The organism is Pseudomonas deceptionensis, assembly GCF_900106095.1.
Lineage (GTDB): Bacteria > Pseudomonadota > Gammaproteobacteria > Pseudomonadales > Pseudomonadaceae > Aquipseudomonas > Aquipseudomonas deceptionensis.
Genome location: NZ_FNUD01000002.1, coordinates 827501 through 850895 on the forward strand (window position 1 = coordinate 827501; position 23395 = coordinate 850895).

The following is a 23395-nucleotide window of genomic DNA, read 5'->3' on the forward strand; positions in this document are numbered from 1 at the left end:
CCGTAGGAGTCTGGACCGTGTCTCAGTTCCAGTGTGACTGATCATCCTCTCAGACCAGTTACGGATCGTAGCCTTGGTGAGCCATTACCTCACCAACTAGCTAATCCGATCTAGGCTCATCTGATAGCGCAAGGCCCGAAGGTCCCCTGCTTTCTCCCGTAGGACGTATGCGGTATTAGCGTCCGTTTCCGAACGTTATCCCCCACTACCAGGCAGATTCCTAGATATTACTCACCCGTCCGCCGCTCTCAAGAGGTGCAAGCACCTCTCTACCGCTCGACTTGCATGTGTTAGGCCTGCCGCCAGCGTTCAATCTGAGCCATGATCAAACTCTTCAGTTCAAACATCTTTGGGTTTTTAAGAAACCCTAAACTTGGCTCAGCAATCGTTGGTTACATCTTTGATTTCTCGCGGAGTAACTTGTGATGCTGATAATCTTGTTGACTATCAGTCTGACTCCACAAGCACCCACACGAATTGCTTGATTCAGTTGTTAAAGAGCGGTTGGTTTAGCTTTCGCTGAACCGAGGCGCGTATTCTACAGCAGCCTCTGTTGCTGTCAAGCGGTTATTTTAAGATGTTTTCAAAGTTTCCCCTGTAACATCAACCACTTGCGCTTTCGATCTCTCGTTAGCGGGAGGCGAATTCTACAGCGTTACACGCTGCTGTCAACACCTTATTTCCTGCTTCTTTCGATTGAGATAATCGAGGTGTTAGCCAGGCAAATGGCCTGATTAACAGCACAGGCTTTTTACAAAGCTTGTACTTATACAAAAACAAAATCCCCGTCTGCGCGAGCAGACAGGGATTTTGGAATTTAATCTTGACGATGACCTACTCTCACATGGGGAAACCCCACACTACCATCGGCGATGCATCGTTTCACTACTGAGTTCGGGATGGGATCAGGTGGTTCCAATGCTCTATGGTCGTCAAGAAATTCGGTAGCCAGGTCGTTTACCTTTCGGTTCACGCTCCAGCGAATGGGTATGTAATAGAGTGGTGTTTTGTGAGTCGCAAACTTTCGGTTTGTATCGTCTTCACACACCGCAATCTGGTCTCTTCGACGCAAATTGCTTGGGTGTTATATGGTCAAGCCTCACGGGCAATTAGTATTGGTTAGCTCAACGCCTCACAGCGCTTACACACCCAACCTATCAACGTCGTAGTCTTCGACGGCCCTTTAGGGAACTCAAGGTTCCAGTGAGATCTCATCTTGAGGCAAGTTTCCCGCTTAGATGCTTTCAGCGGTTATCTTTCCCGAACATAGCTACCCGGCAATGCCACTGGCGTGACAACCGGAACACCAGAGGTTCGTCCACTCCGGTCCTCTCGTACTAGGAGCAGCCCCTCTCAAATCTCAAACGTCCACGGCAGATAGGGACCGAACTGTCTCACGACGTTCTAAACCCAGCTCGCGTACCACTTTAAATGGCGAACAGCCATACCCTTGGGACCGGCTTCAGCCCCAGGATGTGATGAGCCGACATCGAGGTGCCAAACACCGCCGTCGATATGAACTCTTGGGCGGTATCAGCCTGTTATCCCCGGAGTACCTTTTATCCGTTGAGCGATGGCCCTTCCATACAGAACCACCGGATCACTAAGACCTACTTTCGTACCTGCTCGACGTGTCTGTCTCGCAGTCAAGCGCGCTTTTGCCTTTATACTCTACGACCGATTTCCGACCGGTCTGAGCGCACCTTCGTACTCCTCCGTTACTCTTTAGGAGGAGACCGCCCCAGTCAAACTACCCACCATACACTGTCCTCGATCCGGATAACGGACCTGAGTTAGAACCTCAAAGTTGCCAGGGTGGTATTTCAAGGTTGGCTCCATGCAGACTGGCGTCCACACTTCAAAGCCTCCCACCTATCCTACACAAGCAAATTCAAAGTCCAGTGCAAAGCTATAGTAAAGGTTCACGGGGTCTTTCCGTCTAGCCGCGGATACACTGCATCTTCACAGCGATTTCAATTTCACTGAGTCTCGGGTGGAGACAGCGCCGCCATCGTTACGCCATTCGTGCAGGTCGGAACTTACCCGACAAGGAATTTCGCTACCTTAGGACCGTTATAGTTACGGCCGCCGTTTACCGGGGCTTCGATCAAGAGCTTCGCGTTAGCTAACCCCATCAATTAACCTTCCGGCACCGGGCAGGCGTCACACCCTATACGTCCACTTTCGTGTTTGCAGAGTGCTGTGTTTTTAATAAACAGTCGCAGCGGCCTGGTATCTTCGACCGGCATGGGCTTACGCAGTAAATGCTTCACCCTCACCGGCGCACCTTCTCCCGAAGTTACGGTGCCATTTTGCCTAGTTCCTTCACCCGAGTTCTCTCAAGCGCCTTGGTATTCTCTACCCAACCACCTGTGTCGGTTTGGGGTACGGTTCCTGGTTACCTGAAGCTTAGAAGCTTTTCTTGGAAGCATGGCATCAACCACTTCGTTGTCTAAAAGACAACTCGTCATCAGCTCTCGGCCTTAGAATCCCGGATTTACCTAAGATTCCAGCCTACCACCTTAAACTTGGACAACCAACGCCAAGCTGGCCTAGCCTTCTCCGTCCCTCCATCGCAATAACCAGAAGTACAGGAATATTAACCTGTTTTCCATCGACTACGCTTTTCAGCCTCGCCTTAGGGACCGACTAACCCTGCGTCGATTAACGTTGCGCAGGAAACCTTGGTCTTTCGGCGTGGGTGTTTTTCACACCCATTATCGTTACTCATGTCAGCATTCGCACTTCTGATACCTCCAGCAAGCTTCTCAACTCACCTTCACAGGCTTACAGAACGCTCCTCTACCGCATCACCTAAGTGATACCCGTAGCTTCGGTGTATGGTTTGAGCCCCGTTAAATCTTCCGCGCAGGCCGACTCGACTAGTGAGCTATTACGCTTTCTTTAAAGGGTGGCTGCTTCTAAGCCAACCTCCTAGCTGTCTAAGCCTTCCCACATCGTTTCCCACTTAACCATAACTTTGGGACCTTAGCTGACGGTCTGGGTTGTTTCCCTTTTCACGACGGACGTTAGCACCCGCCGTGTGTCTCCCATGCTCGGCACTTGTAGGTATTCGGAGTTTGCATCGGTTTGGTAAGCCGGGATGGCCCCCTAGCCGAAACAGTGCTCTACCCCCTACAGTGATACATGAGGCGCTACCTAAATAGCTTTCGAGGAGAACCAGCTATCTCCGAGCTTGATTAGCCTTTCACTCCGATCCACAGGTCATCCGCTAACTTTTCAACGGTAGTCGGTTCGGTCCTCCAGTTAGTGTTACCCAACCTTCAACCTGCCCATGGATAGATCGCCCGGTTTCGGGTCTATTCCCAGCGACTAGACGCCCTATTAAGACTCGCTTTCGCTACGCCTCCCCTATTCGGTTAAGCTTGCCACTGAAAATAAGTCGCTGACCCATTATACAAAAGGTACGCAGTCACCCAACAAAGTGGGCTCCCACTGCTTGTACGCATACGGTTTCAGGATCTATTTCACTCCCCTCTCCGGGGTTCTTTTCGCCTTTCCCTCACGGTACTAGTTCACTATCGGTCAGTCAGTAGTATTTAGCCTTGGAGGATGGTCCCCCCATATTCAGACAAAGTTTCTCGTGCTCCGTCCTACTCGATTTCACTGCAAAGATGTTTTCGCGTACAGGGCTATCACCCACTATGGCCGCACTTTCCAGAGCGTTCCGCTAACATCAATACAGCTTAAGGGCTGGTCCCCGTTCGCTCGCCACTACTAAGGGAATCTCGGTTGATTTCTTTTCCTCAGGGTACTTAGATGTTTCAGTTCCCCTGGTTCGCTTCTTAAGCCTATGTATTCAGCTTAAGATACCTAACTTATGTTAGGTGGGTTCCCCCATTCAGACATCTCCGGATCAAAGTCTGTTTGCCGACTCCCCGAAGCTTTTCGCAGGCTACCACGTCTTTCATCGCCTCTGACTGCCAAGGCATCCACCGTATGCGCTTCTTCACTTGACCATATAACCCCAAGCAATCTGGTTATACTATGAAGACGACATTCGCCGAAAATTCGCATGTTCAATTAAGAACGTTCACAAATTTTACCTTAGCCTGAATAAACACCAGTGAAAGTGTTATCCAGTCTAACTTTCTATTACATACCCAAATTTTTAAAGAACGATCTAATCAAAAGATCAGAAATCAACATTCACCATCGTTTGATGGAATGCTCATTTCTAAGCTTTACGACACAGAAGCAGGTTATGGTGGAGCCAAACGGGATCGAACCGTTGACCTCCTGCGTGCAAGGCAGGCGCTCTCCCAGCTGAGCTATGGCCCCATATTTCTACAGGCTTTTTACACAAAATTGGTGGGTCTGGGCAGATTCGAACTGCCGACCTCACCCTTATCAGGGGTGCGCTCTAACCAACTGAGCTACAGACCCAATTTTGGTCTGCTTCTATCGTCTTCTTCAATGAATCAAGCAATTCGTGTGGGAACTTATGGAGCAGCTGATGTCGTCGATTAAGGAGGTGATCCAGCCGCAGGTTCCCCTACGGCTACCTTGTTACGACTTCACCCCAGTCATGAATCACACCGTGGTAACCGTCCTCCCGAAGGTTAGACTAGCTACTTCTGGTGCAACCCACTCCCATGGTGTGACGGGCGGTGTGTACAAGGCCCGGGAACGTATTCACCGTGACATTCTGATTCACGATTACTAGCGATTCCGACTTCACGCAGTCGAGTTGCAGACTGCGATCCGGACTACGATCGGTTTTATGGGATTAGCTCCACCTCGCGGCTTGGCAACCCTTTGTACCGACCATTGTAGCACGTGTGTAGCCCAGGCCGTAAGGGCCATGATGACTTGACGTCATCCCCACCTTCCTCCGGTTTGTCACCGGCAGTCTCCTTAGAGTGCCCACCATTACGTGCTGGTAACTAAGGACAAGGGTTGCGCTCGTTACGGGACTTAACCCAACATCTCACGACACGAGCTGACGACAGCCATGCAGCACCTGTCTCAATGTTCCCGAAGGCACCAATCTATCTCTAGAAAGTTCATTGGATGTCAAGGCCTGGTAAGGTTCTTCGCGTTGCTTCGAATTAAACCACATGCTCCACCGCTTGTGCGGGCCCCCGTCAATTCATTTGAGTTTTAACCTTGCGGCCGTACTCCCCAGGCGGTCAACTTAATGCGTTAGCTGCGCCACTAAGAGTTCAAGACTCCCAACGGCTAGTTGACATCGTTTACGGCGTGGACTACCAGGGTATCTAATCCTGTTTGCTCCCCACGCTTTCGCACCTCAGTGTCAGTATCAGTCCAGGTAGTCGCCTTCGCCACTGGTGTTCCTTCCTATATCTACGCATTTCACCGCTACACAGGAAATTCCACTACCCTCTACCATACTCTAGCTTGCCAGTTTTGGATGCAGTTCCCAGGTTGAGCCCGGGGATTTCACATTCAACTTAACAAACCACCTACGCGCGCTTTACGCCCAGTAATTCCGATTAACGCTTGCACCCTCTGTATTACCGCGGCTGCTGGCACAGAGTTAGCCGGTGCTTATTCTGTCGGTAACGTCAAGACACTAACGTATTAGGTTAATGCCCTTCCTCCCAACTTAAAGTGCTTTACAATCCGAAGACCTTCTTCACACACGCGGCATGGCTGGATCAGGCTTTCGCCCATTGTCCAATATTCCCCACTGCTGCCTCCCGTAGGAGTCTGGACCGTGTCTCAGTTCCAGTGTGACTGATCATCCTCTCAGACCAGTTACGGATCGTAGCCTTGGTGAGCCATTACCTCACCAACTAGCTAATCCGATCTAGGCTCATCTGATAGCGCAAGGCCCGAAGGTCCCCTGCTTTCTCCCGTAGGACGTATGCGGTATTAGCGTCCGTTTCCGAACGTTATCCCCCACTACCAGGCAGATTCCTAGATATTACTCACCCGTCCGCCGCTCTCAAGAGGTGCAAGCACCTCTCTACCGCTCGACTTGCATGTGTTAGGCCTGCCGCCAGCGTTCAATCTGAGCCATGATCAAACTCTTCAGTTCAAACATCTTTGGGTTTTTAAGAAACCCTAAACTTGGCTCAGCAATCGTTGGTTACATCTTTGATTTCTCGCGGAGTAACTTGTGATGCTGATAATCTTGTTGACTATCAGTCTGACTCCACAAGCACCCACACGAATTGCTTGATTCAGTTGTTAAAGAGCGGTTGGTTGAGCCTTCGCTGAACCGAGGTGCGCATTCTACAGCGTTACAAGCTGCTGTCAACACCTAATTTCCTGCTTCGATGACTTGAAGCTGACACTGCAAAACAATCCAACTCATTGATACTCAAGGAGTTTTCCGTTTCAACTGCGCCGGAAGTGGGACGAATTATAGGCCGCTAAAAATCCTAGTCAAGGGCTAATTGAGTAAAACTATCAATAAACTCCAAATAGCCCTAAATGCACCTATATAGAGGGGTGCTGACGCACCCCTCTATATAGCTACAGCACGCCAGACCGGCGCAAAGCCTCTACCGCTCCCGACTTCAACCCCAACACCTGCTCCAGCACTTGCTGAGTATGCTCACCCAACAAAGGAGGTGCATTGCGGTACTCCACTGGCGTTACGGACAACCGGATAGGGCTCGCCACTTGCGGCACAAGACCCGCCAACGCATGCGGTAGCTGCATCGCCAACCCGCGGGCACGCACCTGAGGATCAGCGAACACCTGAGCCAGATCATTGATCGGCCCACAAGGCACGCCAACCGCTTCCAGCTGCGCCACCCACTCAGCTGTAGTCTTGAACACAGTGAGCTGCCTGATAAGCGGTACCAGCTCCGCCCGATTAGCAACACGCAGCTTGTTGGTAGCAAAGCGCGGATCCCCACCCAGCTCAGGTCGACCTGCCACTTCAGCAAATTTACGGAACTGACTGTCGTTCCCTACCGTGAGAATAAAGTCGCCATCTGCCGTGGGGAAATCCTGATAAGGAACGATATTAGGATGAGCATTACCCAGGCGCTGCGGTGCAACGCCCGTAGTTAAATAGTTCATCGCCTGATTCGCCAGACAAGCCACCTGCACGTCCAGCAGCGCCATATCAATATGCTGCCCGCCACCATCATGCTGACGATGAGCCAGGGCGGCCAGAATCGCTACGGTCGAGTAAAGCCCGGTCAAGATGTCGGTCAGCGCAACCCCTACCTTTACCGGCCCCGCCCCCTCATCACCCTCGGGCCTTCCCGTCAGGCTCATCAGGCCACCTAGCCCCTGAACCATAAAGTCATAACCCGCCCGTTTGGCATAGGGACCGGTCTGACCGAACCCCGTAATCGAGCAGTAGATCAAATCCGGGTTCAATGCCTTGAGCGACGCATAGTCCAGACCATAAGCCTCCAGACCACCCACCTTGAAGTTCTCAATCAGAATGTCGGACTTGGCTGCCAGATCACGAACCAGCTGCTGTCCTTCCGGCTTGGTGAAATCGATAGTTACCGACTGCTTGTTACGGTTGGCAGACAAGTAATAGGCCGCCTCCCCCGTACTCTCACCATAAGCATCCTTGAGAAAGGGTGGCCCCCACGCGCGAGTATCATCACCATTGCCCGGGCGCTCAACCTTGATAACCTCGGCTCCAAGGTCCGCCAGTATCTGCCCGGCCCACGGCCCTGCCAGTACCCGAGACAAATCCAACACCCGCAAATGCGATAAAGCACCCATGAGCCGAGCTCCTGTTAATAGAACGCCTGAAGGCCGGTCTGCGCACGACCAAGGATCAAGGCATGAACGTCATGTGTGCCTTCATAGGTGTTCACAACCTCCAGGTTGACCAGATGGCGCGCAACCCCGAATTCATCCGAGATACCGTTACCACCCAGCATGTCGCGGGCCATACGCGCAATATCCAACGACTTGCCGCATGAGTTGCGCTTCATGATCGACGTAATCTCAACAGCCGCAGTCCCTTCATCCTTCATCCGACCCAAACGCAGGCAACCCTGCAGGGCCAGCGTAATCTCGGTCTGCATATCGGCCAGCTTTTTCTGGATCAACTGGGTTGCAGCCAAAGGCCGACCAAACTGATGACGATCCAGGGTGTACTGACGCGCCGTGTGCCAGCAGAACTCAGCAGCACCCAGCGCTCCCCAGGAGATGCCGTAACGAGCCGAATTCAGGCAGGTAAAAGGACCTTTCAGACCACGAACATCCGGGAAGATGTTCTCTTGCGGCACAAACACGTTATCCATCACGATTTCGCCAGTAATGGACGCACGCAAGCCAACCTTGCCGTGAATCGCAGGCGTAGTCAGACCCTTCCAGCCTTTTTCCAGAACAAAGCCACGGATGTCACCTTCATCATCTTTCGCCCACACCACAAACACATCGGCGATCGGGCTGTTGGTGATCCACATCTTGCTGCCCGTCAGGCTGTAGCCGCCATCAACCGAACGAGCACGGGTAATCATCGCGCCAGGATCAGAGCCGTGGTTGGGCTCCGTCAGACCAAAGCAACCAATCCACTCGCCAGACGCCAGCTTAGGCAGATACTTCTGTTTTTGGGCCTCGGTACCAAATTCATTGATCGGCACCATCACCAAAGACGACTGCACGCTCATCATCGAGCGGTAACCCGAGTCGACCCGCTCCACTTCACGAGCGATCAGGCCGTAGCTGACGTAGTTGAGACCGCTGCCACCGTACTGCTCAGGGATCATTGCACCCAGCAAACCGGTTTCACCCATTTCGCGAAAGATCGCAGGATCGGTCTTCTCATTACGGAAAGCTTCAAGAACACGCGGCGCCAACTTGTCCTGAGCAAACTGCTCGGCACTGTCACGCACCATGCGCTCTTCTTCGGTGAGCTGCTGATCCAGCAACAGTGGATCAATCCAGTTGAAGCTTGCTTTACCCGCCATGAGTGAACCCTCGCGTAATAGATCAAATGTCGTGAGCCGATCCTAGGCCCCTTCTATATAGAAGGACAAACGAGGATTCAGCACCATCCTGTGATAATTTCTCACTCCGTAACTCGATAAATAGCCTTTACTGGCTGCATTTAGTGAGGAAGCCGTACATGCGCCGCAAGATCCCCAGCACAACAGCCCTGATCAGCTTCGAAGCGGCCGCACGCCATGAAAGCTTTACCAAGGCCGCTAACGAACTATCCCTCACTCAAGGGGCTATTTGCCGACAGATCGCCAGCCTGGAAGAATTCCTGAGCGTAGAACTCTTCCGACGCTCTAAACGCGGCGTAAAACTGACCGAAGCAGGCCTTTCCTACAGCCGGCGCATTGCAACCCAGCTGGATGCCGTAGAACGGGACACGCTGTCCGTCATGGGTCAACAGGGCGCCAACGTGATTGAGCTGGCCGTAGTACCCACTTTCGGGACGCAATGGCTATTACCTCGCCTCAAGGACTTTCAGCAGCAACACCCGGACGTCACGGTAAACCTGACAAACCGCACACGGCCTTTTCTGTTTGCCGATACTGACTTTGATGCGGCCATCTATTTCGGTGATGCCGACTGGTCTGGCACATCGTCCTACCGCCTGATGGGCGAAAACCCTGTGCCGGTGTGCAGCCCTGCATTGCTAGGCACACTCCAGCAGCTGAGCCCTCAGGCCCTCGCCGAACTCCCACTGCTGCAACAAACCACCCGCCCCTATGCCTGGCGCCAGTGGTTTAACGCCCAGGACATGAACGTACCACGGGATATGACCGGGCCACGCTATGAACTGTTTTCGATGCTGGCCCAAGCTGCCATGCACGAGATGGGCGTCGCCCTGATCCCGCCCTTTCTGATTCAGCGCGAACTGGCCGAAAAACGCTTGGTGATTGCCAATGAACTCACCCTGCTGAGTACCAAGGCTTACTACCTGATGATCCCCGAACGCAAAATCGAGTCAGCCTCACTGCAGGCCTTTCGAGACTGGCTGATCAAGCAGGCCGAGAGCTACAGCCTGATTTAAAGTGTCGCATCGTCCAGACAAACTATGTAGTGACACCAATAATTGCACTACATATATAAGTAAATGTCGCCATTAAACACTGTGTACTTAAGTCTAACTTGATAAACCTAGAGACCAGTAACCACGCGGCCTGCAGGGTATTTCTCAAAGTTATGCAGCGATAACCAAAAGAAATGTGAAAAAAACTATAAAAACATCTAAATCCGCTGTAAGCCACGTATTTAAAGGCATGTAGCCGACCGTTGCGACATTCGGTCACTGCATGACTTGTAGTTAATATCCCGTCACCCTCCATAAGTTCTTGAAGGGTAAAAAAATTGCCAGCAGAATGCCTCGCCCCGCCCATACTTTGGCGGGATCGTGCTGATCGGCCGCCCCAGTCGCACCATCCGTAGTGCGCTGGCTTTCTTATAAAAGATCACGCAGGAGATATGACGTGCACATTGGTGTTCCTCTCGAAACCCAAACGGGTGAAACGCGGGTTGCTGCAACCCCGGAAACCATCAAGAAGCTGATCGGCCAAGGCCATAAAGTGACTGTTCAAAGCGGCGCCGGCATTAATGCCAGTGTTATTGACAGTGCTTATGAAGCCGCCGGTGCGACTATTGGCAACGCCACAGATGCTTTCGGCGCAGAGCTGATTCTCAAGGTTGTCGCCCCAAGCGACAGCGAACTGGCCCTGATTAAAACCGGAACCGTGCTGATTGGCATGCTCAACCCGTTCAGCAATGAAACCATTGCCAAACTGGCCGAGCACGGGATCACCGCCTTCTCTCTCGAAGCCGCCCCCCGAACCTCTCGTGCGCAAAGTCTTGATGTGCTGTCATCCCAAGCCAACATTGCCGGCTATAAAGCCGTCTTGGTCGCCGCTCATCACTATCCGCGCTTCATGCCGATGCTGATGACCGCCGCCGGGACTGTAAAAGCCGCTCGCGTGTTGATTCTGGGTGCAGGTGTTGCTGGCTTGCAGGCGATTGCTACCGCCAAGCGCCTGGGCGCCGTGATCGAGGCTTCCGATGTACGACCTGCCGTTAAAGAGCAGATCGAATCCCTGGGCGCCAAGTTTGTCGACGTGCCTTACGAAACCGACGAAGAACGCGAATGCGCAGTCGGCGTAGGGGGTTATGCCCGCCCGATGCCCACCAGCTGGATGCAGCGCCAGGCGCTGGCTGTTCACGAGCGCGCCAAACAGGCTGACATCGTGATCACCACTGCCCTGATCCCGGGCCGCAAGGCGCCTGTGCTGTTGAGCGCCGAAACCGTGGCGCAGATGAAGCCCGGCTCTGTGGTCATCGATCTGGCCGCGGCCCAAGGGGGCAACTGCCCGCTGACCGTCGCCGATCAAGTGGTGGTTGAACACGGCGTGACCATCGTCGGCCACACCAACCTGGCAGCCATGGTTGCCGCCGACGCTTCGGCGCTCTATGCCCGCAACCTGCTGGATTTCCTCAAGCTGGTCTTCACACCCGAAGGGCAGTTCCAGATCAACCTTGAAGACGACATCGTCGCCGCATGCCTGATGTGCCGCGACGGTCAAGTCGTGCGCAAAAACGGCTGAGGATAAAAATAATGGAAGAGCTCATCTCCCCCGGTATCTACAACCTGATCATCTTCGTGCTGGCCATTTATGTGGGCTATCACGTGGTCTGGAACGTAACGCCTGCGCTGCACACCCCCCTGATGGCCGTTACCAACGCCATTTCGGCGATCGTGATTGTGGGCGCCATGCTCGCCGCCGCACTGACTGTTACCCCACTGGGTAAAACCATGGGCACCCTGGCGGTCGCGCTGGCTGCTGTAAACGTATTCGGTGGATTTTTGGTCACCCGGCGCATGCTGGAAATGTTCAAGAAGAAAGCACCTAAAGCCAAAGAAGAGGTGCGCAAGCCATGAGCATGAACCTGGTCACTGTTCTGTATCTGGTTGCATCGATCTGCTTCATTCAGGCCCTCAAAGGCCTGTCGCACCCCACCACCTCGCGGCGCGGCAACCTGTTCGGCATGCTCGGTATGGGCCTGGCGATCATTACCACGGTCGGTCTGATCTACAAGCTGGGCGCTGAGATTGCCACCGCCGGTATCGGCTATGTGATTGTCGGCCTGTTGGTCGGCGGCACCGCTGGCTCGATCATGGCCAAACGCGTCGAAATGACCAAAATGCCTGAGCTGGTCGCTTTCATGCACAGCATGATCGGCCTCGCTGCAGTTTTCATTGCCATCGCAGCCGTGGTTGAGCCGCAATCGCTGGGCATCGTCAAACACCTGGGCGACGCTATCCCGGCGGGCAACCGTCTGGAGCTTTTCCTGGGCGCAGCCATTGGCGCAATCACCTTCTCAGGTTCGGTGATCGCTTTCGGCAAGCTGTCGGGCAAATACAAGTTCCGCCTGTTTCAGGGTGCACCGGTACAGTTCAGCGGCCAACACAAGCTGAACCTGGTGCTTGGCCTGGCCACGCTGGGTCTGGGCATCACCTTTATGCTGACCGGCAACCTCAACGCGTTCGCACTGATGCTGGCTCTGGCGTTCGTACTGGGCGTGCTGATCATCATCCCGATTGGCGGCGCAGACATGCCGGTCGTGGTGTCGATGCTTAATAGCTACTCGGGTTGGGCAGCGGCCGGTATCGGCTTCTCGCTGAACAACTCGATGCTGATCATTGCCGGTTCGCTGGTAGGCTCTTCGGGTGCGATCCTGTCGTACATCATGTGCAAGGCGATGAACCGTTCGTTCTTCAACGTGATCCTCGGCGGCTTTGGTGGCGCAGTAGACACCGCAGGTCCGGCTGGCGCCAAGGAAGCACGCCCGGTGAAGTCCGGCTCTGCCGATGACGCCACCTTCCTGCTGATGAACGCCGACACTGTGATCATCGTTCCGGGTTACGGCCTGGCGGTAGCACGGGCGCAACACGCGCTCAAAGAACTGACCGAAAAGCTGACCCACCGTGGCGTGACCGTGAAGTATGCGATCCACCCGGTTGCCGGCCGGATGCCGGGCCACATGAACGTATTGCTGGCCGAGGCCGAAGTGCCTTACGACCAGGTGTTCGAAATGGAAGACATCAACTCCGAGTTTGGCCAGGCGGATGTGGTGCTGGTATTGGGCGCCAACGACGTGGTTAACCCGGCCGCCAAGAACGATCCTAAATCGCCGATTGCAGGCATGCCGATCCTCGAAGCTTATAAAGCCAAAACCGTCATCGTTAACAAGCGCTCAATGGCCAGTGGTTATGCCGGTCTGGATAACGAATTGTTTTATCTGGATAAAACCATGATGGTCTTCGGTGACGCCAAAAAAGTTATTGAAGATATGGTTAAAGCGGTCGAGTAAAATCCTGCATCACCGCAATACCGAGAACCCCGGCGCTGGATTGGCCGGGGTTTTTCTTTTTCCGAAGAACCCGACCAAAGGCTCTAAATCGGCCGCTGGCATTCGACCATGGTAGCGGGACGAAAGGCTCTGAAAATGAATAGACTGCGCCTCTTGCTTCCGTTGCCCGAGATACCAATCCATGTACCGTGAACGTATTCGCCTGAACTCCCTGCACGATAAGGTCATGAGCGCCGAAGAAGCCGCCGCCCTTATCCAAGACGGCATGACCGTCGGCATGAGCGGTTTTACCCGTGCCGGTGAAGCCAAAGCCGTCCCCCAGGCCCTGGCCGAGCGGGCTAAAAAGTCGCCACTGAAAATCACCCTGATGACCGGCGCAAGCCTGGGCAACGACCTTGATAAGCAATTGACCGAAGCCGGTGTACTGGCGCGCCGCATGCCATTCCAGGTAGACAGCACCCTGCGCAAGGCAATCAACGCTGGCGAAGTGATGTTTATCGACCAGCATTTGTCCGAAACCGTTGAGCAGTTGCGCAACAATCAGCTCAAGCTGCCGGACATCGCGGTTATCGAAGCCGTTGCCATTACCGAGCAAGGCCATATCGTTCCAACGACCTCTGTGGGTAACTCCGCCAGCTTCGCGATTTTCGCCAAACAGGTGATCGTCGAGATCAACATGGCGCATAACCCGAACCTGGAAGGTCTGCACGACATCTATATCCCGACCTACCGCCCGACCCGCACACCGATCCCGCTGGTGAAAGTCGACGACCGTATCGGCAGCACCGCAATCCCGATCCCGGCGGAAAAAATCGTCGCCATCGTGATCACCAACAAGCCGGACTCACCGTCCACCGTGTCCGAGCCTGACAGCGAAACCGACGGTATCGCCTTTCACCTGATCAACTTCCTCAAGCAGGAAGTCGAAGCAGGCCGCATGACCAACAAGCTCGGCCCGCTGCAAGCCGGTATCGGCAACATCGCCAACGCGGTGATGTGCGGCCTGATCGATTCGCCGTTCGAAGACCTGACCATGTACTCCGAAGTACTGCAGGACTCGACCTTCGACCTGATCGACGCTGGCAAGATGACCTTTGCGTCGGGCAGCTCGATCACGCTGTCGGAACGTCGCAACGCGGACGTGTTCGGCAACCTCGAGCGCTACAAGGACAAACTGGTACTGCGCCCGCAAGAGATCTCCAACCACCCCGAAGTGGTTCGCCGCCTGGGCATCATCGGCATCAACACGGCCCTGGAGTTCGACATCTACGGCAACGTCAACTCCACCCACGTCTGCGGCACGCGGATGATGAACGGCATCGGCGGCTCGGGCGACTTCGCCCGCAACGCACACTTGGCCATCTTCGTGACCAAGTCCATTGCCAAGGCCGGGGCGATCTCCAGCGTGGTGCCAATGGTCAGCCACGTCGACCACACCGAGCACGACGTCGACATCCTGGTCACCGAGCAAGGCCTTGCAGACCTGCGCGGTCTGGCCCCACGTGAGCGTGCACGCGTGATCATCGACAACTGTGTCCACCCGGACTTCCGTGAAGCCCTGAATGACTACTTCACCAAGGCCTGCGCGATTGGCGGCCACACGCCACACATCCTGCGTGAAGCCCTGAGCTGGCATATCAACCTGGAAGAAACCGGGAAGATGCTGCCGTAACACCCGGACTAGACAGCCGCCGACGAAAACACTGTTTCGTCGGCGGTTTCTTTGGGCTGTAGTTTCAAAAACTGTACTGCTGTACTGGTCATATTCAGCTAAAAACACCCCCTCTCCCTGTCGATATCGCCACTTACGCACCATTAAAGTGCGTACAGGTACAGTTGCGCTCATTTCTAACCGTACAGCCCCTATAAACAGTTAACTGGCCCATCGCAATACAGGTGAACTGTATCTAGAGACCCTGGACAAAGAGGAGGATCATTGGCATCAGTTAAACCACTAGCCAATGCCGCCACAAGCGGAAGGATGACACCATGGAACGTACACTCAGTTCCGAACTGTTCAGCGAAAGCAACACTGTAAACAACCAGGCTTCCATGCCTTTGCGCGTATTTGCCAACCTGATGTTGTGGCAGCGCCGTATCTCCAGCCGCCATCAACTGGCTCGCCTGGACTCGCGTCTTCTGGCTGATGCCGGGATTAGCGAAGCACAGCGTTACGAAGAGCTGAGCAAGCCGTTCTGGCGCTAATGAGCGCTCGCTGGCCCTGACCACCGGTCCAACGCCAGCACCCAGAATTGAAAAAACAAAACCCGTCGCGGGTGACCGCTGACGGGTTTTGTCGTTTATGGGGCAGGGTTTTGAGTACTGGTCATGCGACAGGTACAGTTTTAAATTATTAAAAACAAGGCAGGTACAGTTTGCCAAATACCCGGTTTAGAGCACTTTAACTACGGTACCGGTTAAAACATCCTTTGCCTGATGCAACCCTGAGCCTACTATTCGGCCCATAACCGTCTATTTTCATAAGTTCATATTCAGGAGTCTCACCATGTCCACACTTCGCCTACTTAGCGCGGCGGCTCTGCTGGCCGTTGCAGCAAGCGCCAACGCCACAAGCTTCATCGTTACTACCGATGGCATCGTGGGCACCCTCAAAGCGACGTCCGACCTGACATCTGATGCCACCGGCTCGTTCCGTGACAACAAGATCGTACGTGCTGCCCGTGACGACGCTGCCAGCTTCGTGGCCAGCGAAGGCACTATCCGTGGCGTGAAACTCGAAAGCGCCTTTGAGGCCATCCGTCAGCACGCACCTCTGTTGCAAGCCACTGACGCCCAACTGGCCCAGGCCATCCTGACGATCTGATCCGGTAAAAATCCTGTAGCCGCTGCCGCAGGCTGCGATGGGTTGCGTAGCAGCCCTGTTTTACAAAAGCGAAGGCCCTTCGGTCCTTATCGCAGCCTGCGGCAGCGGCTACAGAACGTGGAACCGCGCTGGCCCTGCCCCGGCCATTACGCTAGCCTTGGATCTCATTCAAACAGCCTCGAGACCCATGCGTTTTTCCTTATTTGCTCTGCTCGCTCTCTGCTGGACTCAATCAGCCAACGCCTTCGACCTGACCACCCAGAATCTGGTGCTCAGTGGTTACGTCACCAGTAAAGTGACGTCCGCGCCTTTTGATCGCAAACTAATACGTGCCGCCCAGGATGACGCCGCCGTCTTTATTGCCAGTGATGGCCAAATACGGGGGGCCCAGCTGGAATCTGCCCTGCGTTATCTGCGCCAGCACCCGCCAACATTCAGTGCCAGCGACCTTGAACTGGCACAGGCAATTCTCGTCCAATAAATACCCGCTTCTTCTGGAGATGTTTCATGCGTAGCCCTTTAATCGTCGCCACCCTCGGCCTTTTGCTGCTCGCCGATGTGGCGCAGGCACAGACTGTCGTGCAGACCAGTAACATCATCGTGCGCGCGTTTGGCCGCACCATCGACTTCACGTCTGACACCACGACCTCCATCCGCGACTCTAAAGTGGTGCGCGAAGCCCACGACGACGCAGCCACCTTCGTTGCCAGCCAGGGCGACATTCGCGGTGTGCAATTGGAGTCGGCCTTCAGCACCCTGCGCGACCGCGTGCCTGAAGCCCGCAACGCCAGCGACCAGGTTCTCGCTGAAGCCATCCTCGCACTGTGAAGTCGTTAACGCGCTGGCTCTCGGCCTGTGGCCTGCTGCTGATCGCCAGCAGCGCCCAGGCGGCGCTGCATCTGCAACTCAAGACCGAGGGCCTGAGCCCGGCCGAGCAACAGGCTAGCCAAGCCCTGCTGGATGAGGCCATGCAGAGCCTGCCACCGCGTTTTATAGAGCAATTGGACCGGCAGATCCTGGTGGGCTGGACTGATGACATGCCCAGCAACGCCTACGGCCAGGCATCGCTGACCTCCGAGCTGGACCTTAATCGCAATCTGCTGGCCGGACTGACCAATGGCTCGGCCGCCACCCAGCAAACCAACCGCCCCCACGGCACCGTGCGCCGTGAAATGCTCGCCACCGTGTTGCACGAACTGACGCACATTTACGACCGTGCCCGCCTCTGGCCCGGCGCAGAACGCACGCTGATACGGCGTTGTACCCGACAAAACAGCAACGCCGGGCAAATTGGCCTGCCCGATCAATGCCGCGGGCAAACCGATCGCCGCTTCACCCTCAGTGATGATCCGCGCTTGCTCGACCTGGCCGGCTGGCAGCAATACGTGGGGCGCCGCGGCGAGCGCGAGCAAGATAACCACCAGGTGGTGCGCAGCCCTGATCTTTACGAAGTCACCAGCCCCAAAGAATTTGTCGCGGTCAACATGGAGTACTTTCTCCTCGACCCGGCCTACGCCTGTCGCCGACCAGCGCTGTATCGCTATTACAAAGAGCATTTCGGCTGGGCACCCGCAGCCAGGGACGAATGCCCCAAGGGTTTTGCCTTCCTCAATGCAGGCAACGACTTCGCCAAGACGCCGCTGGGCACCGTAGACCCGGAGCGGGTGTATGCCGTCGACTACCTGCTGGCCGAAGCCAATCAGGAATGGGCCAGCCGCTGGGGCCACAGCATGTTGCGCCTGGTGATCTGTGCACCCGGGCGCCCACGCGGACCAGACTGCCGACTCGACCTGCAAGAACATCTGGTGTTGTCCTACCGGGCGTTCGTCAATGACGTACAGCTCTCAAGCTGGGACGGCCTGACCGGTGCCTACCCGTCGCGCCTGTTTGTATTGCCGCTGGCCCAGGTGATCGACGAGTACACCAAAACCGAACTGCGCAGCCTGGCTTCCGTGCCGCTCAAACTGAGCCGCCCTGAAATCGAGGAGGTGGTTGAGCACGCCGCCGAAATGCACTGGAGCTATGACGGCGACTACTACTTCATCTCCAACAACTGCGCGGTTGAAACGCTGAAGCTGCTGCGCAGTGGCAGTGACAATGCCAAGCTCAAGGGCCTGGACAGCATCGTGCCCAATGGTTTGCTTGAGGTGCTCAAGGCCCGTGGGCTGGCCGACACCAGCGTGCTGGACGATCCCAAAGAAGCGTTGCGCATGGGTTATCGCTTTGACTCGTACCGCGATCGCTACCAGGCGATGTTCGACGTGCTCAAAACCCGCCTGCCGATCAAGCAAACCACTGTTGAAGACTGGCTGGCCCTGAACGCAGACGAACGTCGCCCATGGATCGAGCAAGCTGACCTGCGCTCAAGCGCAGCGTTGTTGCTGCTGGAGCAGGCCAGCTTTCGCCGCCAACTGCTGTTGGCCCAGGATGAGGTCAAACAAAAGTACCTGGGCGCGCGCGGGCTCAAGGATGGCGGCATGGACAAAGCCAACAAGACCCTGCAGGAAATTCTCGCCAGCAGCGGCTTTCTCAGCCGCCCGGCTGAACTGCTCGGCAGCGGCGGTTACGGCCTGCCCCAGGCCAAGGAGTGGGAAATGCTCGAGTCCGAAAGCAGTCAGCGCCAACAGCAACTGCTGCGTCTGACCACTGATTTGGACAAGGAGGTTCGCAGCCTGCTGGAGCCTTCCCGCGCCGCCGAAATTGCGGCAACTGAAGCCAACGTCAAACAGGTCGGCGAACACCTGCGGGCGATTCACAAGGCATCGGGCGGGTTGCAGCTGCCCTGACTGACCTTTGTAGCCGCTGAGGAGCGTAGCGAGACTGCGGCTACAAGGGATATCGCCACCACTTCACGCCCCCGGCACAAAATGCTTCTGCGTCGTGCCGTGGGCGATCAGACGCGAGAGGTAGTTCATTTTCTCGGCATCCTGATCGACAAAGCGGAAGGTCAGTTGCAGCCAGGCACTGTCCGGTTTTGGCTCATACGCCACGATGGCATGCAGATAACCATTCAAACGCGCCACCTCGGCGCTCTCGCCTTGCTCCAGGTCCAATACCGCGCTATCCAGCACCTGAGGCAGAACTTCGCCGCGACGCACCACCAGCAGCGCCTCCTTAAGGCTAAGCGCCTTGATCACACACGTCTGAGTGCCACTGGGCAAACGCAGCTGACCCTGGCCGCGACTCGTCAGGGCCTGAGCCGGGCGTGGCGCAGGCGCAGGGGCAGCCGCCGGTGTCACAACCTGTGCCTTGCCACCGGTCAACGCATTCAGCGAGTCATTGCCGAACGCCGAGTTCAGCCGCGTCGGCGCGCTGGCCATCACCGCATCGAGCAGCCCCGCCTTGGTAAACGCCTTCTTCACCTTGGACAGCAACTGCTCGTTGGTGAAGGGCTTACTGACGAAGTCCGAAACCCCCGCCTGAATTGCCTGGATCACGTTCTCTTTGTCGCCACGGCTGGTGACCATGATAAATGGCAACGTTTTCAGATGGTCCTGCTCACGGCACCAGCTCAACAGTTCAAGGCCGGACATCTCCGGCATTTCCCAGTCACACAGCACCAGATCAAAAGCTTCACGGCTCAGCAGGGCCAGGGCTTTGCGGCCGTTGACTGCGTCTTCGATCCTGATGCCCGGGAAATAGTTACGCAGGCAATTTTTAACCAGATCACGAATAAACGACGCGTCATCTACCACCAGCACACTAACCTTGCTCATCGACTGCTCCTTGGATATGAACGCCCGAAAACCAAAACGCCCGGCAATGAGCCGGGCGCTTTTTAGATCAGGCTGTCTTATTTATCGTCAGGCTGCGGCGCAACATTAGCGTTATCGGCACCCGTGCCTTGAACTTCTTCGCGCATGCGCTTGAGGCCCATGTGTCGCACGTCGGTACCGCGTACCAGATAAATCACCAGTTCCGAGATATTGCGTGCGTGGTCGCCGATACGCTCCAGCGAACGCAGCACCCAGATGATGCTCAACACGCGCGAAATCGAGCGCGGGTCTTCCATCATGTAAGTGGCCAGCTCACGCAGTGCAGTCTTGTACTCGCGATCGATGATTTTGTCGTACTGAGCCACCGACAGGGCAAGGTCGGCATCGAAGCGGGCAAAGGCGTCCAGTGCATCGCGCACCATGTTGCGCACCTGATCGCCGATGTGACGCACTTCAACATAACCCCGTGGTGCCTCACCCTCTTCGCACAACTGGATGGCACGGCGGGCGATCTTGGTGGCTTCGTCACCGATGCGCTCAAGGTCGATCACCGACTTGGAGATGCTGATGATCAAACGCAAGTCAGACGCCGCAGGCTGACGACGGGCCAGAATGCGCAGGCACTCCTCGTCGATGTTGCGCTCCATCTGATTGATCTGCTCATCAATCTCGCGCACCTGCTGAGCCAAACCCGAGTCGGCCTCGATCAACGCGGTAACCGCATCGTTGACCTGTTTCTCGACCAGGCCGCCCATCGCCAGCAGGTGGCTGCGCACGTCTTCGAGTTCCGCGTTGAACTGCGCGGAAATGTGATGGGTGAGGCCATCCTTTGAAATCATGGTTCTGCTCCGCAAAAGCTGTGAGCTGCGCGCTGTAAGCGGCTAGCCAAATTGTCGATACGTCGAACGGTCACTGCCGCTCAAACTAGCCATAGCGCCCGGTAATGTAGTCTTCGGTCTGCTTTTTGGCCGGGTTGGTGAACAGCGTATCCGTGTCGCCGTACTCAACCATTTTGCCCATGTACATGAACGCCGTGTAGTCCGAAACCCGGGCTGCTTGCTGCATGTTGTGGGTCACGATCACGATGGTGAACTTGGACTTGAGTTCGTAGATCAGCTCTTCGACTTTCAACGTCGAGATCGGGTCGAGTGCCGAGCACGGCTCATCGAGCAGCAACACTTCCGGCTCCACCGCGATGGTACGGGCAATCACCAGACGTTGTTGCTGACCACCGGACAGCCCCAGTGCCGATTCGTGCAGGCGGTCCTTGACCTCATCCCACAACGCCGCACCCTTGAGTGCCCACTCAACAGCTTCGTCGAGCACGCGCTTTTTGTTGATGCCCTGAATCCGCAGACCATAAACCACGTTCTCGTAAATGGTCTTGGGGAACGGGTTTGGCTTCTGGAACACCATACCGACGCGACGACGCAGCTCAGCGACATCCTCGCCCTTGCGGTAGATGTTGTTGCCGTACAGGTTGATCTCGCCTTCGACGCGGCAACCGTCTACCAGGTCGTTCATGCGGTTGAAGGTGCGCAGCAACGTGGATTTACCGCAACCCGACGGGCCGATAAACGCCGTCACCCGTTGCTTCGGGATATTCAGGCACACGTCGTACAGCGCTTGTTTCTCGCCGTAATAAAGATTCAGACCCGGCACTTCAATGGCGACTTCTTCATTTTCCAGGTTCAAGCTTTGTTTGGTGCGACCCAAGGCTGACATGTTGATGCCATGGGCTGAGGATTCATGCTGCATGGGTTGCTCCATACGCTAAAAATTCGTTTCGGTTTTCAGTAACCGGGCTTCTTCTGTGGGAGCTGGCCTGCCAGCGATTCAGGCAACCGGTTTCACCTTGAAACCCTGGCGATACCTTCGCGAGCAAGCTCGCTCCCACAGGTTGTGTGTCTATCAGCTTTCCAGCGCCTTGTACTTCTCGCGCAGGTGGTTACGAATCCACACCGCCGACAAGTTCAGGGTCGCAATCACCAGCACCAGCAGCAGCGCTGTGGCGTATACCAGCGGCCGTGCAGCTTCGACGTTCGGGCTTTGGAAACCGACGTCATAAATATGGAAGCCCAAGTGCATGATCTTCTGGTCAAGGTGCAGGTACGGGTAGTTGCCGTCCAGCGGCAGCGACGGCGCCAGCTTGACCACGCCCACCAGCATCAACGGCGCCACTTCACCTGCGGCGCGAGCCACGGCGAGGATCATGCCGGTCATCATGGCCGGGCTGGCCATCGGCAGCACGATCTTCCACAAGGTTTCGGACTTGGTCGCACCCAGTGCCAGCGAGCCTTCGCGAACGGTACGCGGAATACGCGCCAGCCCTTCTTCGGTGGCCACGATCACGACCGGTACCGCCAGCAGCGCCAGCGTCAACGAAGCCCACATCAGGCCCGGCGTACCGAAGGTCGGCGCAGGCAATGCTTCAGCGAAGAACAAGCGGTCAACCGAACCGCCCAGCACATACACAAAGAAGCCCAGGCCGAACACACCGTAAACAATGGCCGGTACACCCGCCAGGTTGTTCACCGCAATACGGATCACCCGGGTCAGGGTGTTTTGCTTGGCATATTCACGCAGGTAAACAGCCGCCAGCACGCCGAACGGGGTCACGATCACGGCCATGATCAACGTCATCATCACGGTGCCGAAAATCGCCGGGAAAATCCCGCCTTCGGTGTTGGCTTCACGCGGGTCCTGGCTCAGGAACTCCCAGATGTTGCTGAAATACATGGCCAGTTTTTGCCAGCTGTTCATGGCGTTCGGCTGGTAGGCCTTGACCACTTTGCCGATGTCGATCACCAGCTCTTTGCCATTGGCATCGCGGGCCGTAAGGCTGTCGCGATTGAACTGTGCATGCAGCTCACCCAAGCGATCTTCAATAGCCTTGTAACGGGCATTCAGCTCGGCACGCTCAGCGTCCATGTCCGCTTGTGCCTGCGGGGTCAGCTTGCCGTCCAGTTCCAGCTTGCGACCATGCAGGCGGATACGCTCCAGCCCGTAGTTGATCGCACCGATGTCTTTCTTCTCCAGCTGGCTCAGTTGAGCCGCCAGATCATTCACACGCTTGACCCGCGCTTGCAGCTCTGGCCAGGCGGCGGCACCTTCTGCCACCACCTTGCCGTTTTCTTTCACGTTAACCAGGTAACCGTAAAAGTTGCCCCACTCGCGGCGCTCAATGGCCATCAACTCTGGCGGCGTGCTCTGGTTGGTCAACCACTCGCCGACCACCCAGGTAAAGTCGTTGCCGTTCAAGTCACGGTTGCCGACCTTGATCAGCTCGCGCGTCATGAACTCGGGGCCTTGATCAGGTACTGGCAAGCCCGCACTTTTGAGTCGCTCGCGGGGCACTTCTTCCTTTTGCACCACTTCGCCGATCACCAGGTGATTGGCATCACCGGGCACGTTGTACTCAGCGTGTATCAGAGCAGCAGGCCAGAAGTGGCCCAGGCCACGTACCGCAATCACCGACAGCAAACCGATGGTCATGATGACGGCGATGGACACCGCGCCACCGCTGATCCAGACGCCAGGAGCGCCGCTCTTGAACCAGCCTTTGAGGGAGTTCTGTTTCACAGACTTCTAC

General features: G+C 55.7%; 16 protein-coding genes, 2 tRNA genes and 4 rRNA genes (1 of these 22 only partly in view). 10 read left to right on the forward strand and 12 right to left on the reverse strand.

Annotated elements, in window-relative coordinates:
• The 8 genes from BLW11_RS03580 to BLW11_RS03615 all read right to left on the reverse strand — a co-directional run.
• Positions 1-341, reverse strand: a 16S ribosomal RNA gene (locus BLW11_RS03580) (it extends 1196 nt beyond the left edge of the window).
• 480 nt (positions 342-821) lie between these two features.
• A 5S ribosomal RNA gene (rrf, locus tag BLW11_RS03585) occupies positions 822-937 on the reverse strand.
• A 151-nt stretch (positions 938-1088) separates the two neighbouring features.
• Positions 1089-3980, reverse strand: a 23S ribosomal RNA gene (locus tag BLW11_RS03590).
• 246 nt (positions 3981-4226) lie between these two features.
• A tRNA-Ala gene (locus BLW11_RS03595) sits at positions 4227-4302 on the reverse strand.
• Positions 4303-4330: 28 nt separating this feature from the next.
• A tRNA-Ile gene (locus BLW11_RS03600) sits at positions 4331-4407 on the reverse strand.
• A gap of 81 nt (positions 4408-4488) precedes the next feature.
• Positions 4489-6025 (reverse strand): 16S ribosomal RNA (locus BLW11_RS03605).
• Together the 16S, 23S and 5S rRNA genes with 2 tRNA genes alongside form the textbook arrangement of a ribosomal RNA operon.
• A gap of 440 nt (positions 6026-6465) precedes the next feature.
• Entirely contained in the window at positions 6466-7686 is a 1221-nt protein-coding gene (locus BLW11_RS03610; RefSeq protein ID WP_048362286.1) for a CaiB/BaiF CoA transferase family protein, read from the reverse strand.
• Between the two features lie 14 nt (positions 7687-7700).
• Positions 7701-8882 carry an acyl-CoA dehydrogenase gene (locus BLW11_RS03615; RefSeq protein WP_016782959.1) on the reverse strand — a complete coding sequence of 394 codons (1182 nt, stop codon included), beginning with the start codon at positions 8880-8882 and terminating at the stop codon, positions 7701-7703.
• A gap of 158 nt (positions 8883-9040) precedes the next feature.
• On the opposite strand from BLW11_RS03615, the gene BLW11_RS03620 reads away from it, so the two are divergent.
• The 10 genes from BLW11_RS03620 to BLW11_RS03665 all read left to right on the forward strand — a co-directional run bounded on the left by BLW11_RS03620 (position 9041) and on the right by BLW11_RS03665 (position 18873).
• Positions 9041-9937, forward strand: coding sequence for a LysR family transcriptional regulator (locus BLW11_RS03620; RefSeq protein WP_048362285.1), 897 nt, complete (start codon positions 9041-9043; stop codon positions 9935-9937).
• 436 nt (positions 9938-10373) lie between these two features.
• On the forward strand, positions 10374-11495 hold the full coding sequence (locus BLW11_RS03625) for a Re/Si-specific NAD(P)(+) transhydrogenase subunit alpha (protein WP_048362284.1): 1122 nt from the start codon (positions 10374-10376) through the stop codon (positions 11493-11495).
• Positions 11496-11506: 11 nt separating this feature from the next.
• Complete coding sequence (locus BLW11_RS03630) at positions 11507-11830, forward strand: NAD(P) transhydrogenase subunit alpha part 2 (protein ID WP_003438157.1); 324 nt, start codon at positions 11507-11509, stop codon at positions 11828-11830.
• On the forward strand, positions 11827-13263 hold the full coding sequence (locus BLW11_RS03635) for an NAD(P)(+) transhydrogenase (Re/Si-specific) subunit beta (protein ID WP_048362283.1): 1437 nt from the start codon (positions 11827-11829) through the stop codon (positions 13261-13263). The genes BLW11_RS03630 and BLW11_RS03635 overlap by 4 nt, the downstream gene beginning before the upstream one ends.
• 181 nt (positions 13264-13444) lie before the next feature.
• Positions 13445-14935, forward strand: a complete 1491-nt coding sequence (locus BLW11_RS03640) for an acetyl-CoA hydrolase/transferase family protein (RefSeq protein WP_048362282.1) — start codon at positions 13445-13447, stop codon at positions 14933-14935.
• A 317-nt stretch (positions 14936-15252) separates the two neighbouring features.
• Complete coding sequence (locus BLW11_RS03645) at positions 15253-15468, forward strand: DUF1127 domain-containing protein (protein WP_048362281.1); 216 nt, start codon at positions 15253-15255, stop codon at positions 15466-15468.
• A gap of 301 nt (positions 15469-15769) precedes the next feature.
• Positions 15770-16087 carry a DUF2388 domain-containing protein gene (locus BLW11_RS03650; protein ID WP_048362280.1) on the forward strand — a complete coding sequence of 106 codons (318 nt, stop codon included), beginning with the start codon at positions 15770-15772 and terminating at the stop codon, positions 16085-16087.
• A gap of 187 nt (positions 16088-16274) precedes the next feature.
• On the forward strand, positions 16275-16568 hold the full coding sequence (locus tag BLW11_RS03655) for a DUF2388 domain-containing protein (protein WP_048362279.1): 294 nt from the start codon (positions 16275-16277) through the stop codon (positions 16566-16568).
• A 26-nt stretch (positions 16569-16594) separates the two neighbouring features.
• Positions 16595-16915: a DUF2388 domain-containing protein gene (locus tag BLW11_RS03660; protein WP_048362278.1), complete on the forward strand. Its 321-nt coding sequence runs from the start codon at positions 16595-16597 to the stop codon at positions 16913-16915.
• On the forward strand, positions 16912-18873 hold the full coding sequence (locus BLW11_RS03665) for a DUF7844 domain-containing protein (protein ID WP_048362277.1): 1962 nt from the start codon (positions 16912-16914) through the stop codon (positions 18871-18873). The genes BLW11_RS03660 and BLW11_RS03665 overlap by 4 nt, the downstream gene beginning before the upstream one ends.
• A gap of 63 nt (positions 18874-18936) precedes the next feature.
• Here BLW11_RS03665 and BLW11_RS03670 read toward each other — a convergent pair whose 3' ends face one another.
• The 4 genes from BLW11_RS03670 to pstA all read right to left on the reverse strand — a co-directional run bounded on the left by BLW11_RS03670 (position 18937) and on the right by pstA (position 23385).
• The gene (locus BLW11_RS03670; protein WP_048362276.1) at positions 18937-19803 is read right to left on the reverse strand and encodes a response regulator; all 867 of its coding nucleotides are present in this window, start codon (positions 19801-19803) and stop codon (positions 18937-18939) included.
• Between the two features lie 77 nt (positions 19804-19880).
• A complete protein-coding gene (phoU, locus tag BLW11_RS03675; RefSeq protein WP_048362275.1) occupies positions 19881-20642 on the reverse strand; it encodes a phosphate signaling complex protein PhoU in 762 nt (253 codons plus the stop codon).
• 85 nt (positions 20643-20727) lie between these two features.
• The gene (gene pstB / locus BLW11_RS03680) at positions 20728-21561 is read right to left on the reverse strand and encodes a phosphate ABC transporter ATP-binding protein PstB (RefSeq protein ID WP_048362274.1); all 834 of its coding nucleotides are present in this window, start codon (positions 21559-21561) and stop codon (positions 20728-20730) included.
• A 153-nt stretch (positions 21562-21714) separates the two neighbouring features.
• Positions 21715-23385, reverse strand: a complete 1671-nt coding sequence (gene pstA, locus BLW11_RS03685; RefSeq protein ID WP_048362273.1) for a phosphate ABC transporter permease PstA — start codon at positions 23383-23385, stop codon at positions 21715-21717.
• Positions 23386-23395: the final 10 nt, after the last annotated feature.

Coding starts and splice junctions, on each gene's coding strand:
- BLW11_RS03615 (WP_016782959.1), bottom strand. CDS start 8,882: ATGGCGGGTAAAGCAAGCTTCAACTGGATTGATCCACTGTTGCTGGAT.
- BLW11_RS03610 (WP_048362286.1), bottom strand. CDS start 7,686: ATGGGTGCTTTATCGCATTTGCGGGTGTTGGATTTGTCTCGGGTACTG.
- BLW11_RS03640 (WP_048362282.1), top strand. CDS start 13,445: ATGTACCGTGAACGTATTCGCCTGAACTCCCTGCACGATAAGGTCATG.
- BLW11_RS03670 (WP_048362276.1), bottom strand. CDS start 19,803: ATGAGCAAGGTTAGTGTGCTGGTGGTAGATGACGCGTCGTTTATTCGT.
- BLW11_RS03650 (WP_048362280.1), top strand. CDS start 15,770: ATGTCCACACTTCGCCTACTTAGCGCGGCGGCTCTGCTGGCCGTTGCA.
- BLW11_RS03635 (WP_048362283.1), top strand. CDS start 11,827: ATGAGCATGAACCTGGTCACTGTTCTGTATCTGGTTGCATCGATCTGC.
- phoU (WP_048362275.1), bottom strand. CDS start 20,642: ATGATTTCAAAGGATGGCCTCACCCATCACATTTCCGCGCAGTTCAAC.
- BLW11_RS03630 (WP_003438157.1), top strand. CDS start 11,507: ATGGAAGAGCTCATCTCCCCCGGTATCTACAACCTGATCATCTTCGTG.
- BLW11_RS03645 (WP_048362281.1), top strand. CDS start 15,253: ATGGAACGTACACTCAGTTCCGAACTGTTCAGCGAAAGCAACACTGTA.
- BLW11_RS03655 (WP_048362279.1), top strand. CDS start 16,275: ATGCGTTTTTCCTTATTTGCTCTGCTCGCTCTCTGCTGGACTCAATCA.
- BLW11_RS03620 (WP_048362285.1), top strand. CDS start 9,041: ATGCGCCGCAAGATCCCCAGCACAACAGCCCTGATCAGCTTCGAAGCG.
- pstB (WP_048362274.1), bottom strand. CDS start 21,561: ATGCAGCATGAATCCTCAGCCCATGGCATCAACATGTCAGCCTTGGGT.
- BLW11_RS03660 (WP_048362278.1), top strand. CDS start 16,595: ATGCGTAGCCCTTTAATCGTCGCCACCCTCGGCCTTTTGCTGCTCGCC.